This is a genomic window from Actinomadura sp. GTD37, from assembly GCF_041951365.1.
Classification (GTDB): Bacteria; Actinomycetota; Actinomycetes; order Streptosporangiales; family Streptosporangiaceae; genus Spirillospora.
This window is the reverse complement of sequence record NZ_JBGNUS010000001.1, coordinates 2,298,907-2,313,569: the sequence shown is the minus strand read 5'-3', so window position 1 is coordinate 2,313,569 and position 14,663 is coordinate 2,298,907. Positions and strand designations below refer to the sequence as shown.

The following is a 14,663-nucleotide window of genomic DNA, read 5'->3' as shown; positions in this document are numbered from 1 at the left end:
TCCGAAGGGGAGACAGATGGCACGCACCATCGCCGTGACGGGCGCCGCCGGGTTCATCGGCGGCAACTTCGTGCGCTATTGGCGCTCGGTCCATCCGGAGGACAGGGTCGTCGCGATCGACGCCCTGACCTATGCCGGGAACGTGCGCAACCTCGACGAGGTCCGCGCCGAGATCGTGTTCGTCCAGCACGACATCGCCGACGAGGAGGAGATGACCAGGGTCCTGCGCGCGAACGACGTGGACGCGGTGGTGAACTTCGCCGCCGAGACGCACAACAGCCTGGCCGTACTGGAGCCGGCGCGCTTCTTCCGCACCAACGTCCTCGGGACGCAGTCGCTGCTGGAGGCGTGCCGGCGGGCCGGGGTGGGCCGGTTCCACCAGGTGTCCACGTGCGAGGTCTACGGCGATCTCGCGCTGGACTCCCCCGAGTCGTTCACCGAGTCCAGCCCGTACCTGCCGCACACGCCCTACAGCGCCAGCAAGGCGGGCGCCGACCACGTGGTGCGCTGCTACCAGCACACCTTCGGCCTCCCGGTGACGATCTCGAACTGCGCCAACAACTACGGCCCGTACCAGTTCCCGGAGAAGGTCCTGCCGCTGTTCGTCACGAACGCGCTGGCGGGGCTGCCGCTGCCGATGTACGCCTCGACCGGCAACAAGCGCGAGTGGATCTCGGTGACCGACCACTGCCGGGCGATCGACCTCGTCCTCGCCCGCGGCGAGCCCGGCGAGACCTACCACGTGGGCAGCGGCGAGGAGGCCACCATCGAGGAGATGGCCGACCTGGTGCTCGACGAGCTCGGCCTGCCCGGGACGCTCAAGACGCTGGTGTCCGACCGGCCCGGGCACGACCGCCGCTACCTGCTCGACTCCTCCCGGATCCGGCGGACGCTCGGCTGGGCGCCCGAGATCCCGTTCGAGCGCGGCGTCCGCGAGACCATCCGCTGGTACCGCAGCAACCGCGACTGGTGGGAGCCGCTGCTCGCGCACCGCCGGATCGCGGAGGAGTCGTGGAGCGGGCACGACCGGACGCCGCTCAGTAGGCGGCGGTGACCTCGTAGATCCCGAACGGGCCGCGGCCCCGGCCGTCCTGGAGGGGGCGGAGCGGGGCGGTGGCGCCGCGGTGCCCGGCGCCCTCCTCCCACTCCCGGAACGAGTCCAGGTCGGCCCACTCGCTCATCACGACGAAGGCTCCCGGCTCGTGGACCGACCGCAGCAGCGCGTTGCCGAGCAGCCCCGGCGTGCCCGCCAGGGTGCGGCTGACGGTGTGGTAGGCGTCCTCGACGGCCCGGGGGTCGTCGCCGGGCGCGCTCGCGTACACCAGCACGCGCACCCGCCCGACCACGTCCCCGGACCGTCCCTCACGCCGCGGCGATGCGCGGAGTGACATAGCCGACCACGTCGTCCGGTGTGCGGAGCTCCTCGACCTGCTCGTCGGGGATGGCCACCAGGAACTCCTGCTGGATCCGCGCCGCAAGCTCGAGGCGGGCCAGCGAGTCGTAGCCCATCTCGTCGAAGGACACCGCCCCGATCTCCGAGTCCAGGCTGATGGAGTCGGGCTCGCCCGCGCAGTCCCGCAGGATCCGCCGGACGTCGTTCACCGTGAACCGGGCCATCGTCTCTCCTCTCGTGCCGTTGTGGCCCCACTGTCGCGGCAGCGGCTTGAACTCCGCTGGACCCGGGATGGAAACCCGGGCGCGGGCCGGCGGTCACCCATTGCCGAGCGCCTTCACCACGCCGTTCACGGGACGCGCCCGCCGCGCCGGCGGCTCCGGCGCGCGGATCACGTGCGGGTCGCGGTGCTCGTGCCCGCAGTCCGCGCGCTCGCCGACGCTCTCCCACACCGGGCGGCCGTTCTCGCGCACCGGGCGCACCCCCTCGCGGACCACGCGGGCGTGGTCGGCGGCCGCCGCGGTGCTCGCCTCCGGCCGGTCCCGCGCGGGCTCCAGGAGCTCCTCGTCGAGGCGCTCCCGGGCGAACACCCGCACCAGCTCGTGCAGCCGGTAGCGGATCTCCCCGCCGGCGCCCATGCTCACCGACAGCAGGTGGCAGCCCGCCAGCCGGATCAGCTGCGCCTCCACCTCCTCGGTGCCGTTGCCGATCAGCCGGGCCGCGGTGGTGGCGGAGAAGTCCGGCGGCGGCAGCAGGCTGATCAGGCGCAGCGCGCTGCGGTCTCCGGCGTCCAGCCGCCGGTACCCGGACGCCAGCCGGGCCCGCACGTCCAGCTCGGCGAACGACAGCAGGTCGAGCCGGCGCGGCAGGCTCTCCAGCTGCGCGGCCAGCTTCTCCACCGGCCACGTCTGCATGGCCGCGAGCCGGGACCCCACCGCCCGCACCGCGAGCGGGAGCCGCCCGGCCAGCCGGGCGACGCGCTCGGCCGCGCCCAGCTCGTCCGCGGTGAAGCGGCGCCCGCTCACCGCCTCGATCAGCGCCATCGCGTTGCGGGTCGACATGACGTCCAGCTCGACGTGCCGCACCCCCGGCAGGCTGTAGAGGCCCCGCTGGGTGGTGATGATGACGGCGCAGTTCGGCGACGCCGGGAGCAGCGGCGCGACCTGCGACACCGAGTGCGCGTCGTCCAGCACGACCAGCACCCGCCGTCCCATGCTCCAGGTGCGGAACAGCTTGCTGCGCTCCTGGAGGTTGTCCGGGATCTCCGCGGCCGGCACCCCGATCGCCCGCGCGAAGCCCTCCAGGATCTCGTGCGGGTCGGTCGGCCGCTCGGCCGCTCCCCTCAGGTCGGCGTAGAGCTGGCCGTCGGGGAACTCCGCGCGGTCGGCGTGCCCGGCCCGCAGCGCGAGGGCGGTCTTCCCGACCCCCGGCATGCCGGAGATCGACACCGCCCGCGCGGCCGTGTTCTCGCCCTGCGGACGCACCAGGTGGCGGCGCACGTCCCGCAGGATCTCCTCCCTGCCCACAAAGTCAGATGTGTCCGGGGGGAGCTGCGCGGGCACCAGGAGGGTCTCGAAACGGCCGCGCACGACCGGGGCGGGAGCACCCTCGTCGCGCGACTCGGCGTCGGAGTTGAGCAGGTTCAGGTGGAGCTGCTGGACGGCCGCGGACGGCTCCATGCCGAGCTCGTCGATCAGCATGCGGCGCAGTCCCTGGTAGACCTCCAGGGCCTCGTAGCGCCGGCCGGACCGGTGCAGCGCCGTCATCAGGTGGGAGTGGAAGCGCTCGTTGAGCGGATGCTCCGACACCAGCATCTTCAGCTCGCTGATCAGCTGCCGGTGCCGGCCGAGTTCCAGGTCGGCGGTGATGCGCAGTTCCAGGGTGCGCAGCCGCTCCTCCTCCAGCCGGGTCACATGCGCGGACAGGATCTCGCCGGCCGACACGTCGGCCAGCGCGGGCCCGCGCCACAGCGCCAGCGCCTCGCAGAGCCGGTCGGCGGCACGGGCGGCGTCGCCCTCGTCGAGGGCCGTGCGGCCCTCGTGCGCCAGTCGTTCGAACCGCAGGAGGTCACCGCGTTCTGCCGAGACGTCCAGCAGGTACCCGGAGACCCTCGTATGGAGGGTCGCCGACGTGCAACGCTCCAACACGTCCTTGCGGAGTTTGTAGATGTACGTCTGAAGGGTCGTCATCGCGCTGGCCGGCGGCTCGTCCCCCCACAGCTCGTCGATGAGCTCGCCGACCTGCACGAGCTTTCCGCACCGCACGAGCAGGAAGGCGAGCACCTGCCGTACCTTCGGCGCGGTGGGGGTGAGTTCCATCCCCCCATTTGCAACCCACAGCGGACCCAGAATCCGGAAATACATGCACCCTTCCCCGTGTTCTGTCGTCACATCACATCTGGATGAACCTCGGCCCCACGCGACTAATCACCTGGGAAATTCTCGACTGAATCGGTCACTCAGGCAACGGCCGCTCGCGGCGCGGTCACCGCACGCCGAACGCGCCCCTTGAAGTTCCACATCACCCTCTATACAATTCTCTGCCCGGCCATCCGGGGAACCGGGCGATGCACCCTCTCGCCGTATCGGACGATCACTCCAAGAGATCCGGACGGTCCGATATACGGCAACCTCGACCTTCGCGAAGAAGACCGCCTCACAGTGCACCCCGCCTGCTCGGGGCCCACTCGAAGACCGCTCGCACCAGGCCGCGCCGGCGGTCCCCCGGCCATCTCGGCCCCGATAACTGGCGACAGCTAATCCGCGTCTTTTCGGACTCGCGCAAGGTGTACACGACCGACCGCAGAACGCGATTTCCCATGGTCATCCGGCATGCCTGGAAATCCCGAGTTGCAAGCATGTAACGGGCCTATAAATAAGGATTGAAGGATTACCTGTAATCCCAGGTTTCGGCCGGTCGCCGGCCCGGTCGACCGGCATTGGATCCGCGGCATCTACGCTGACCGCCCGGTCTCCGGCAACGGAGGCCACGCCAGCAGACTCCGGAGTGAAGAATGAAACTTCAACTGCTCTTCAGCGGCCGGATCCGGCCTATCGGCGCCCCGGTGCCGGCGTACCTCGTCACGACCGGGGACGCCACGGTGCTCATCGACACCGGCCCGCCGCGCGACCGCGCGGGCGCGCACCGCACCGATCCGGACGAGCGCGTGGAGCTGGAACCGGGCGAGGACGTGCCGAGCCTCCTCGGCCGCCTCGGCGTCGCCCCCGGCGACGTCGACCTGGTGGTCTGCACCCACCTGGACCCCGACCACGCCGGCAACCACGACGTGTTCGGCGCGGCCGAGTTCGTCGTCCAGCGGAGCCACCACGCGTGGGCGACGTCGGACGCCGGGGCGCGGTGCGCGGCCACCCGGGGCCGCTGGGACCGGCCGGACGCCAAGCTCCGCCTCGTCGACGGCGACACCGAGCTGCTCCCCGGCATCGAGCTGATCGAGTCCGGCGGGCACGTGCCCGGACACCAGTCGGTGCTGGTCCGGCTGCCCCGCACCGGGCCCGTGCTGCTCGCCGCCGACGCGATCCCCATGACCGCCGCGCTCGACCCGGAGAAGCGGCCCGTCTTCCCCTTCGACATGGACGAGGCGGACGTCCGCGCGTCCACCAGGAAGCTCGTCGACCTGGCCGCCGCCGAGAACGCGCTCATCATCTGCGGCCACGAGCCGTCCAACCTCACCGAGCTGCGGGCCGCGCCCGCCTACTACGACTGACCGGCCGCCCGCCCCGCCCCCACCGCCCCGCACCGCCCCGCACCCCGCTCCGCCGGCGGCCCGCCGTCCGTGACCGAATCACGCAGCGAGGAGTAGCCCGTGTCCAAGAGTCCCGTCCGCGTCGTCGTCCACTACCGCGATCCCCGCGGTCCCACCGGCGCGGTCACGGCCGCCTACGAGCAGGCGGGCCGCACGCTGCGGGGCACGCCGGGGCTGATCGGCCACGAGCTGCTGGCGGTCCAGGAGGGGGACGGCCGGTACGCGCTGATGATGGCGTGGCGAGACCTGGCCTCCTACCGCGACTGGGAGCGGTCGCTGCGCGCCGCCGGGCACCCGTCGCCGCTGCGGGCCTACCAGGACCGGACGCGCCCGGCCGGCCACTACGAGGTCTACGAGGTCCACGACGCCTGGTACGAGGCTGCGGGCCGCACGGGCCCGGCGGCCGTCCCGGATCCGCCGGCCTGACCGCCTGACCGCCTGACCGCCGAACGGCCGCCCGCCCCTGTCAGCCGGCGACGCGGTCGGCGCCGGCGGGCGCGCCCGCGGACCGGCAAAGCAGCCGGTCGAACAGCCCGTCGACGTCGTCGCCCGCCGCCGGGGGGCCCGCGCTCCGCCACGCGACGAACCCGTCCGGGCGCACGAGCACGGCGCCCGCGGGCGTCAGGCCGTGCGCGCCGCAGAGGTCGACGGCGACGCCCTCGACGTCCCGGCCGATGACGGCGGTCCGCACGGCGATCCCGGCCTTCTCCGCCGCCCGCGCCACGGCGTCCGCGCAGGCCGCGCCCTCCGGTCCGGCGAGCAGCACGAACGCGTCGCCGTAGAGGTCGAGCGTGGAGGCGAGCCGCCCGTCCCGCTTGACGATGACGTGCGGGGCGCGCGTGCCGGGCCGTCCGCTGGGCTCGGGCTCCCAGAGCGGGTCGCCGCCGGCGCCGTCCGGCTCCACCGCGGCCGACCGGTAGACCTGCCCGAACGTGACGACGGGGTCGGGCTGGATCCGCGGGTCCGGGGCCGGGCTGGGGCCGCCGGCCAGCCGCGGGCGGTCCTTGGACCGCAGGACGGCCTGCTCCACGGTGGCCTCGGCGACCGGGCGGCGCTCCTGCTCGTAGGTGTCCAGCAGCGCGGGGCCGGCCTGCCCGCGCAGCACGGCCGCGAGCTTCCACGCCAGGTTGTGCGCCTCCTGGATGCCGGTGTTGGACCCGTACGCGCCGGTCGGCGGCATCACGTGCGCCGCGTCGCCGACGAGGAGGGCCCGCCCGGCGGCGAAGGAGCGGGCGACCCGGCCGGCCGACTCCCAGGACGCCACGCCCTCGACCGTCACGTCCAGGTCGGCGACCCCGGCGGCGGTCCGCACCAGGTCGGCGCAGTGCTCGGGGGTGAAGTCGGCGGCGCGGTCCGGGTCGTACGGCACGTGCAGCAGCCACTCGTCGGCGTTGTTGACGGGCAGCAGCCCGCTGCGCGACGACCCGCTGATCGTGTAGCACATGACGAAGCGGCGGCCGCGCAGCGGCCCGGTCAGGTCGGCCCGGAACTGGACGTTGAGGAAATGGGCCAGCGTGCCGGGGCCGTCCGTCCCGATGTCCAGCAGGCGGCGCACCAGGCTGCCCGCCCCGTCCGCGCCGACCAGGTAGCCGGCGCGGACGGACGTCTCCGCGCCGGCTGCGTCCCGCAGCCGGACGGTCACGCCGTCCGCGTCCTGGTCGAAGCCCGTCAGCTCGGTGCCGAACCGCAGGTCGGCCCCGTGCCGGGCGGCGTGCTCGCGCAGCAGCGGCTCGACCTCGTGCTGGTGGCACAGGCACCAGCCGGTCGCGCCCGGCCAGCCCGCCTCGTCGTCGGCGGCGCCGGTGTCGCGGTGGTAGCCCTCCTTGAGCGCGCCCATCTCCTTCCCGGCCAGGCTCTCGGCCGCGATGATGCCGCTGTTGCCCGCGAGCGCCTTCGCGGACGGCATGGAGCGCAGCTCGTCCTCGATGCCCGCCCACCGGAACAGCTCCATGGCGCGGGCGTTGACCCCCCGCGCGCGGGGATGGGGCGACAGGCCCTCGTTGCGCTCGACGACCATGGACGGGACGCCGTGCTTGCCCAGGAACAGCGCGGTGGCGAGCCCGACCAGGCTCCCGCCCGCGATGACGACCGGCGTGTCCGCTGCGGCGTTCATCGGTCACCTCCGAAGTTCATCTCGTCGACCAGCGCGGTGGTGTGCTTGCCCGCGCGGAATGTGGGGTTCTCCAGGACGCCGCGCAGGAAGTCGCGCGTCGTCCGCATGCCCTTGCCGGTCACGTGGAACTCGCCGAGCGCCCGCCCGGCCCGCTCGATCGCCTGCCGGCGGTCGGGCGCCCACACCGCCACCTTGGCGAGCAGCGGGTCGTAGTCGGCGGTGACCCGCATGCCGGGGCGCGCGTGGGTGTCCACCCGGACGAACGGGCCGCCGGGGGGCGCGAACTCGTCCAGGACGCCGGGCGTGGGCAGGAACCCGCGCTCCGGGTCCTCGGCGTTGACCCGCGTCTCGATGGCGACGCCGCGGGGGGCGATGTCGCTCTGCCGGACCGACAGGCCGTCGCCCGCCGCGACCCGGAGCTGCTCGCGGACCAGGTCGACGCCGGTGACCAGCTCGGTCACCGGGTGCTCGACCTGGATCCGGCAGTTGACCTCCATCAGGTAGAAGTCGCCGTCCCGGTCGACGAGGAACTCGTAGGTGCCGGCTCCCGGGTAGCGCAGCTCGCTCGCGGAGTGCACGGCGGCCGCGCAGATCCGGTCGGCCAGCTCGCGGGGCAGGCCCGGCGCGGGCGTCTCCTCGACCAGCTTCTGCCGCCGCCGCTGCACCGAGCAGTCCCGCTCCCCGAGGTGGACGACGCCGCCCTCGCCGTCGCCGAGGATCTGCACCTCGATGTGCCGGGCCTGGTCGAGGTACCGCTCGGCGTACAGCCGCCCGTCCCCGAAGGCCACCTGCGCGCCGGCGCGGGCCTCGACGTAGGCGCGCGGCAGCTCGCGGGGGTCGCGCACCACCGTCATGCCGCGGCCGCCGCCCCCCGCGACCGCCTTGATGATGACCGGGTAGCCGATGGACGCCGCGACGGCCTTCGCCTGCTCCACGGTCTCCAGCGGCTCGGGGCTGCCCGGCAGCACGGGCAGCCCGGCCTGCCGGGCGATCTCCCGGGCCTGGGCCTTGTCGCCCAGCCGGCTCAGCACCGGCGCGGACGGGCCGACGAACGTCAGCCCCTCGGCCGCGCAGATCTCGGCGAAGTCGGGGTCCTCGGACAGGAAGCCGTAGCCGGGGTGCACCGCGTCGGCGCCCACCTGCAAGGCGGCGGTGACGATGGCGGCGGGGTTGAGGTAGCTGCGGCGGGGGGCGGCCGGGCCGATGCGGACGCACTCGTCGGCGAGCCGCGTCACCGCGGAGTCGCGGTCGGCGTCGGAGTACACCGCGACGGTGCGGATGCCCAGCTCCCGGCAGGTGCGCGCCACACGAAGCGCGATCTCCCCACGGTTGGCGATCAGGACGGTCGAGAACATGAAGGCTCCTCAGTGGCGGGAGTTGCCCGGGACGGGCTCGGCGTGCCGCGCGCGGCCGGCTCAGACCGGGGCGAGCACGAACAGCGGCTGGCCGTACTCGACGGGCTTGCCGTCGGGCACCAGCACCTCGACGACACGGCCCGCGCGCTCGGCCGTGACGGCGTTCATCAGCTTCATCGCCTCGACGATGGCGACCTGCCGGCCCTCCTCCACCTCGTCGCCGACCTCCACGAAGGGCCGCGCCCCGGGGGCGGACGAGCGGTAGAAGGTGCCGACGAGCGGCGCCTCGACGTGGAAGGAGCCGTCGTCCTCCGCGACGGGCTCCGCGGCGGGGACGGCGGCCGCCACCGCGGCGGGCACGGGGGGAGCGGCGCCCGCGGCGGCCTGGTCCGGCCATTCCACCTCGACGCTCAGCTCGCCCGCGCGGACCCGCACGCTCTTCAGCGGCCCGGCGGTGGCGCCGATCAGCTCGGCGGCCCGCCGGCACAGGTCATCGAGGGTGCTCGCGGCACCGCCGGTCGGGTCCTCAGTCATGTGCACCTCGCTCTTCGGCCCCGAACGCGCCGAACCGGGCGCGGCGCCGCCGCACCAGGTCGGCCGGGGCGATGTCGGCCAGTTCGTCCAACGTCGCGGTGAGCGCGCCGCGCAGCAGCTCGCCGGCGGTCACCGGGTCCTCGTGCGCCCCGCCGTCCGGTTCGGGCACGACCGCGTCCACGATCCCCTGCCGCAGCAGGTCGCGGGCGTCCGGCCGCAGCGCCGCCGCGGCGAGCGGCGCCAGCTCCCGGTCCTTCCACAGGATGGCGGCGCATCCCTCGGGGCTGATCACCGAGTAGACGGCGCCGGCGAGCGCCAGCACCCGGTCGGCCACGGCCAGCGCCAGCGCGCCGCCGCTGCCGCCCTCGCCGACGACCACCGAGACGATCGGCACCGGCAGCCCGCTCATCAGCCGGATGTTCTCGGCGATGGCCCATGCCTGCCCGCGCTCCTCGGCCTCGACGCCCGGGTGCGCGCCCGGCGTGTCCACCAGCGTGACGATCGGCAGCCCGAGCTTGGCGGCCAGCCGCATCAGCCGTCCCGCCTTGCGGTACCCGGCGGGCGAGCCCATGCCGAAGTTGTGCGCGATGCGGTCGGCGGTGTCGCGGCCCTTCTGGTGGCCGATGACCATGACGGGACGGCCGTCCAGCCGCCCGGTCCCGCCCACGATCGCGGGGCAGTCGCCCGACACGCGGTCGCCGCGCAGCTCCTGGAAGTCCTCCAGCAGCTGGCCGATGTAGTCGACGGTCGTCGGACGCCCCTGGTGCCGTGCCAGCCCGACGACCTCCCACGCGTCCCGCGCGGGCAGTTCCGCCGGGTCGCGGACCAGCCGGACGCCCTCCCCCGCCGCCGGGCCCGGCGGGGGGGTCTCCGCGCCGCGCGCGGCGGCGAGCACGCAGCCCAGCGCGGGACGCAGCGCCGCGCGCGGGACGACGGCGTCCACGAAGCCCCGCTCCAGCATGAACTCCGCGGTCTGGAAGCCGTCCGGGAGCTCCTGCTGGATGGTCTGCTGGATCACCCGCGGCCCGGCGAACCCGATCCGGGCGCCCGGCTCGGCGAAGATCACGTCCGGCAGCGTGGCGTAGGACGCGGCCACCCCGCCGTAGGTCGGGTCGGTGATGACCGAGACGGTCAGCACGCCCGCCTCGTCCAGCTCGGCGAGCGCCTGGCTGGTCTTGACCATCTGCATCAGGGAGTAGGCGCCCTCCTGCATCCGGGCCCCGCCGGAGGCGGTCACCAGCAGGAACGGCGCACGGGTCCGGAGGGAGACCCGCGCGGCCCGCGCCAGGCGCTCGCCGACGCCCACGCCCAGGCTGCCGCCCATGAACCGGAAGTCCATGACGGCGGCCACCACCGGGTGCCCCTCCAGCGTCCCGGTCACGCAGGTGACGGCCTCCCGCTCCCCCGTCTCCGCCCGCGCCTGCGCCATCCGCTCCGGATAGGGCCGCGAGTCGGCGAAGCCGAGCGGGTCCTCGGCCGCCGCGACGTCGTCGAGGGCGGTCACCGACCCTTCGTCGAGGAGCTGCGCGATGCGCCGGCGCGCGGTGAGGCGGGTGTGCGCCCCGCAGCCCGGGCAGACGCGGAGGGAACGGTCGAAGCGCTTGCCGTACGTCAGCTCGCGGCACGCGGGGCAGCCGTACCACCGCACCGCGTCTGTCGGCATCGTCTGCGTACTCACCTGGGCAGAGTCGCCCGGCGGGCTCAACGGCCACTGGAAGACGGCTGGACGTGCCCCGCCGCGCTGCCGGCGGGCGCGTTCCCGCCCACCGATCTTCCACCGCCCCTTGAGCGGCGCTCCGCACACTCCGTCCGTGCCCCCGCGCTCGCGGGCGCCCAGGACGGGAGGACGCGATGGGACCGGGCCTGCTCCGCCGGGCGCTGCGCTATCTCAGCGCCGGGCTGGGTTACGTCGGTTTCGGCGTGATCGGGATGACTCCGAGCCAGTACATGAGGTACGCCGCGAACCGGGAGGCCGGGTCCGAGGCGGAGGCCGAGGAGTGCGCGTCCCACCTGACGCCCCCGCCGCCGGCCCACCCCGAGCGCCTGGTGCCCGGCGAGCCGCTCAGCGAGGAGGCGTCGCGGCTGTGGGCACAGCTCGGCGACCTGGGCCGGTGAACGGGGCGCGGCCGGGGAACCGGTGTCAGCCGGCGGCCTGGCCGAACGCCTCCGGCGCGGGCGTCCCGCCGAGCGCGTCGGCGTGCGCGAGCAGCGTCTGGAGGGCGCGCCTGAGCTCGACGTTCCGCCCGGAGTCGCGGCCGCCCAGCGGCGCCAGGTAGCGCTCTTCCAGCTCCCGCACCTCGGGGACGGCCTTCGCCACGACCTCGGAGCCGCGCGCGGTGAGCGAGAGCTGCACGGCCCGGGGATCGTCCGGGTTGTCCTTGCGCTCCACCAGCCCGGCGCGTTCCAGCGTGCGGACCAGCCGGGAGATGTACATGGGCTCCAGGCCGCTGTAGTCGGCCAGCTGCCGCTGGCTGGGCCGGACGCCGCCCATGAGCATGCCGTGCAGGGAGGCCACGACGGCGTACTGGGCGTGCGTGAGCCCGAGCGGCGCCAGGGTGCGGTCCATGGCGACGCGCCAGCGCAGGGACACGTGCCAGAGCAGGTAGCCCGTGGGCGGCGGCGGGGCATCGGCTCGGTTCGCCATGCACACAGTCTACATGTTTATTAACCCGGGCCCCTGACCAGGCCCGGAGTGCGGGCTCGGAGAATTCACCCGGCCACCAGGGACAAGACGCGTCTCAGGCGGCGGACGCCGATGGGACCGCCCCCGTCCGCACCCGACGGGTCAGTGGCCGGGCGGCGGCGTGTCGGGGGCCGCCGGGGTGAAGGGGGTGCGGGCGCCGGGGACGCCGGTCTCGGTGCGGCCGCCTGCCTCGTAGGGGAAGGCGAACGGGAGACCTGCGGCGGTCATGGGGCGGGGGCGGTCCATGAGGTGGAAGTGCAGGTGCGGCTCGGAGGTGTTGCCCGAGTTGCCGACCTCGCCGAGGACGTCGCCGGCCCGCACGCGGTCGCCCTTGGCGACACGGACGGAGCCGCGCCGCAGGTGCGCGAAGACCGCGTACACCCCGTCGCCCAGGTCGAGGGTGACGGAGTTGCCGACGACGAACCGGCCCGCCGACAGGGTCAGCAGGGAGAGCAACTGCCGGAAGACCATGCCCTCGACCAGCAGGTAGAGGACGCCGGGCCAGGAGTTGCGGCTCCAGTGGTCGCGCTGCCATCCCTCGGCGTGGACCACGACGCCGTCCGCGGGCGCCAGGACGTCCTGCCCGAACGCCGGGAACGTCTCCGGACGGGCGGCGAGCGGCCACCGGCGCAGCGGCTCCCAGGTCCGGGACGGATCGGGGACGTGCACGAGGTCGATCGCGTACGTCTGGCCCAGTTCGTGCGTCCCGTGGCTCGGAACCTTGTCGGCGGGGCTGTTGACCGGCACCCAGCGGCCCCGCACCGGGCCGCGCACGACGACCGGTTCGCGGTCCGCGCCGCCGCTGGGCACGAAGAACAGCGCGAGACCGCAGACGATCAGGACCACCCCGGCGATGAAGAGCGCGCCGGCGCCGTGCAGCGGCTCGGTCAGGGCGAGCAGCAGGCCGAGCAGGATGAACAGCGTCCTGAAGCGTGCGATCCTCCGGTGCATCTCTCCTCCTGTCGTCCGGTCAGCGGCGGGACGCCGCGAGCACGGTGAGTACCGGCACCACCCGATCGCCGGGGACGCTGAACCGCCCGCGCGCGGTGCTGCGCAGCCAGCCGGCCGCGACCAGCCGGTGCAGGTGGTGGTAGAGCTGGCCGGTCGTGCCGAGGCCCTCGTGCGCGGCCAGCTCGGCGGTGGTGCGGGCGCCCTGGAGGATCTCGCGGAGCAGCAGCAGCCGCACCGGGTGCGCCAGCGCGCCCAGCGCCTCGGCGGCCTGCGACCAGTCGTCTTCGAGCAGGTCGTCCGCGAGGCTGCCCTGCTGCCACTCGTAGTGCTCACCGGACGGCAGCGTCACCGAACCGGTGAACAGGACGGCGCCGGGTTCGGCGACGCGGTCCTTCAGGCCGTGCAGCGCCCAGAAGGTCTCGTCCGCGTCCGGGCGGTCGGCGGGTACCGGACGCGGGCCTTCCAGGTGGGCCACCCGCTCCTCCAAGCGCGCGACACGGTCCGCCAGGGTCTCGTCAGCCACGACTCCAATACTACGTAATTACGTAGTTCTTCCAACTCGCGGGACGGGCGGTGCCGCGGTCAGTGCCCGCGGCTCATCGGCAGGTGGCGGTATCTCGCCAGGTAGTCGGCGTAGTCCCAGTGGTCGAGGAAGGCGGCGGCGGCCTCCCGTCCGGCGTCGTAGAGGCGGTCGCGGGTCCGGGCGTCCAGCCCGAAATCGGTCGCCAGGACGCCGCCGGTCCCGGCGAACATCGTGCGGGCCACGATCGACGGCTCGTCCATCTGCACCCGGTCGTGCGCCTCCGCCATCGTGGAGACCAGCGCGCGCCCGTAGCCGATCGGCCCGCGGATGCCGCGCCACTGCCGGAACACCCCGTCCCCGGACGGCGGGCGCCCGGACAGCTTCACGCCGAACGTCGGCCAGCGGGGCTCGCGGTCCTCCCGGTCGAAGATGGTGATCGGGTAGTTGGACAGCATGCCGCCGTCCACTTGCACGCACTTGCGGCCGTCCGTGCGGCAGACGCGGCACGGCCGGAAGAAGACCGGGATGGACGCCGAGGCGCGCACGGCGTCGGCCACCGGCTGGTCGTCGGGGTCGAGGCCGTAGCGGTCGTACTCCCAGGGCAGCCGCACCATGCGGCCGCTGCTGACGTCCGAGACCACGACGACGAGCTTGTAGGCGTGCTCGGGCGGCAGCGCGGAGTCGGGGTCGCGCAGCCTGAGCTGCCCGAACGTCTCGACGCCGCAGTCCCGCAGCCGCGCGGAGATCCAGCGGTGCAGGGCGTCGCCCCGGTGCAGGCCGAGGGTCGTGAGCAGGGATACGCCGCGGACGACGGCGAACCGCGACCCGTCCTGGAAGGACCGGTAGTCCACCTCGCGCATGACCCGCACCATGTCCGGGACGGGCATCCCCGCCGCCAGCAGCGACCCGACGATCGCGCCGGCGGACGTGCCGGCGACGCGCGCGGGCGCGCCGAAACGGTATCCGCGCGCCTCCATTTCCGCGATCGCGCCGACCAGCGCGATGCCCTTCACTCCGCCGCCTTCCAGAACGAGGTCCGCGCAGCCGTTCATGGTCCTTCTCCCTCCGCCCGCCGATGGCGCGGCGATTGCCGGCAGAGGAACGAAGACCCCCGGATTCTGTTCCGCTCGCCTTTCTTATGGGATGCCCGCTCCGGCATTCGTTCATTGCGCTCCGGCGGGCCGAACATGGGCGCCCGAACCGGGTCCGCGCCGTGGGCGGCGGGCGGGCCGGGTCGCCAGGACGGCGGGTCCGAAAGGTTTCGAAGAGACGATCTCGGCCGAGGCGCGTCTCGCGCGGGAGCTGACCTCTGAAAGCTCGTGCAAGTGGTTGACGCTAGGGACGCTTG

General features: G+C 74.0%; 15 protein-coding genes. 4 read left to right on the top strand and 11 right to left on the bottom strand.

What is annotated here, in order from left to right:
* Positions 1–16: 16 nt before the first annotated feature.
* Positions 17–1,054 (top strand): dTDP-glucose 4,6-dehydratase, encoded by a 1,038-nt coding sequence (gene rfbB / locus ACA511_RS11125; protein ID WP_375024034.1) that lies wholly within the window; start codon positions 17–19, stop codon positions 1,052–1,054.
* Here rfbB and ACA511_RS11120 read toward each other — a convergent pair.
* The 3 genes from ACA511_RS11120 to ACA511_RS11110 all read right to left on the bottom strand — a co-directional run bounded on the left by ACA511_RS11120 (position 1,038) and on the right by ACA511_RS11110 (position 3,711).
* A complete protein-coding gene (locus tag ACA511_RS11120; RefSeq protein WP_375024033.1) occupies positions 1,038–1,346 on the bottom strand; it encodes an antibiotic biosynthesis monooxygenase family protein in 309 nt (102 codons plus the stop codon). The genes rfbB and ACA511_RS11120 overlap by 17 nt on opposite strands.
* A 16-nt stretch (positions 1,347–1,362) precedes the next feature.
* On the bottom strand, positions 1,363–1,617 hold the full coding sequence (locus ACA511_RS11115; RefSeq protein ID WP_371947736.1) for an acyl carrier protein: 255 nt from the start codon (positions 1,615–1,617) through the stop codon (positions 1,363–1,365).
* Between the two features lie 93 nt (positions 1,618–1,710).
* Positions 1,711–3,711 (bottom strand): BTAD domain-containing putative transcriptional regulator, encoded by a 2,001-nt coding sequence (locus ACA511_RS11110; RefSeq protein WP_375024032.1) that lies wholly within the window; start codon positions 3,709–3,711, stop codon positions 1,711–1,713.
* A 695-nt stretch (positions 3,712–4,406) separates the two neighbouring features.
* On the opposite strand from ACA511_RS11110, the gene ACA511_RS11105 reads away from it, so the two are divergent.
* Positions 4,407–5,117, top strand: coding sequence for an N-acyl homoserine lactonase family protein (locus ACA511_RS11105; protein WP_375024031.1), 711 nt, complete (start codon positions 4,407–4,409; stop codon positions 5,115–5,117).
* A gap of 99 nt (positions 5,118–5,216) precedes the next feature.
* On the top strand, positions 5,217–5,582 hold the full coding sequence (locus ACA511_RS11100; RefSeq protein ID WP_375024030.1) for an antibiotic biosynthesis monooxygenase family protein: 366 nt from the start codon (positions 5,217–5,219) through the stop codon (positions 5,580–5,582).
* A 40-nt stretch (positions 5,583–5,622) separates the two neighbouring features.
* Here ACA511_RS11100 and ACA511_RS11095 read toward each other — a convergent pair whose 3' ends face one another.
* Genes ACA511_RS11095 through ACA511_RS11080 form a run of 4 tightly spaced genes read right to left on the bottom strand, consistent with a single transcriptional unit; the run spans position 5,623 to position 10,836 of the window.
* Complete coding sequence (locus tag ACA511_RS11095) at positions 5,623–7,269, bottom strand: FAD-dependent monooxygenase (RefSeq protein ID WP_375024029.1); 1,647 nt, start codon at positions 7,267–7,269, stop codon at positions 5,623–5,625.
* The gene (locus ACA511_RS11090; RefSeq protein WP_375024028.1) at positions 7,266–8,624 is read right to left on the bottom strand and encodes an acetyl/propionyl/methylcrotonyl-CoA carboxylase subunit alpha; all 1,359 of its coding nucleotides are present in this window, start codon (positions 8,622–8,624) and stop codon (positions 7,266–7,268) included. The genes ACA511_RS11095 and ACA511_RS11090 overlap by 4 nt, the downstream gene beginning before the upstream one ends.
* 60 nt (positions 8,625–8,684) lie before the next feature.
* Positions 8,685–9,158 carry an acetyl-CoA carboxylase biotin carboxyl carrier protein gene (accB, locus tag ACA511_RS11085; RefSeq protein WP_375024027.1) on the bottom strand — a complete coding sequence of 158 codons (474 nt, stop codon included), beginning with the start codon at positions 9,156–9,158 and terminating at the stop codon, positions 8,685–8,687.
* Complete coding sequence (locus ACA511_RS11080; protein WP_375024026.1) at positions 9,151–10,836, bottom strand: acetyl-CoA carboxylase carboxyltransferase subunit alpha; 1,686 nt, start codon at positions 10,834–10,836, stop codon at positions 9,151–9,153. Before ACA511_RS11080 ends, accB begins: the two co-directional genes overlap by 8 nt.
* 173 nt (positions 10,837–11,009) lie before the next feature.
* Here ACA511_RS11080 and ACA511_RS11075 point away from each other — a divergent pair, with 173 nt between their 5' ends.
* Complete coding sequence (locus ACA511_RS11075; protein WP_375024025.1) at positions 11,010–11,273, top strand: DUF6059 family protein; 264 nt, start codon at positions 11,010–11,012, stop codon at positions 11,271–11,273.
* Positions 11,274–11,298: 25 nt separating this feature from the next.
* Here the strand turns inward: ACA511_RS11075 and ACA511_RS11070 are convergent, their stop codons facing one another.
* From ACA511_RS11070 to ACA511_RS11055, 4 genes are all read right to left on the bottom strand, one after another.
* On the bottom strand, positions 11,299–11,802 hold the full coding sequence (locus ACA511_RS11070; RefSeq protein ID WP_375024024.1) for a MarR family winged helix-turn-helix transcriptional regulator: 504 nt from the start codon (positions 11,800–11,802) through the stop codon (positions 11,299–11,301).
* Between the two features lie 141 nt (positions 11,803–11,943).
* The gene (locus tag ACA511_RS11065) at positions 11,944–12,792 is read right to left on the bottom strand and encodes a M23 family metallopeptidase (protein ID WP_375024023.1); all 849 of its coding nucleotides are present in this window, start codon (positions 12,790–12,792) and stop codon (positions 11,944–11,946) included.
* 19 nt (positions 12,793–12,811) lie between these two features.
* Entirely contained in the window at positions 12,812–13,315 is a 504-nt protein-coding gene (locus tag ACA511_RS11060; RefSeq protein ID WP_375024022.1) for an ArsR/SmtB family transcription factor, read from the bottom strand.
* A 59-nt stretch (positions 13,316–13,374) separates the two neighbouring features.
* Entirely contained in the window at positions 13,375–14,367 is a 993-nt protein-coding gene (locus tag ACA511_RS11055) for a patatin-like phospholipase family protein (RefSeq protein ID WP_375024021.1), read from the bottom strand.
* Positions 14,368–14,663 lie beyond the last annotated feature (296 nt).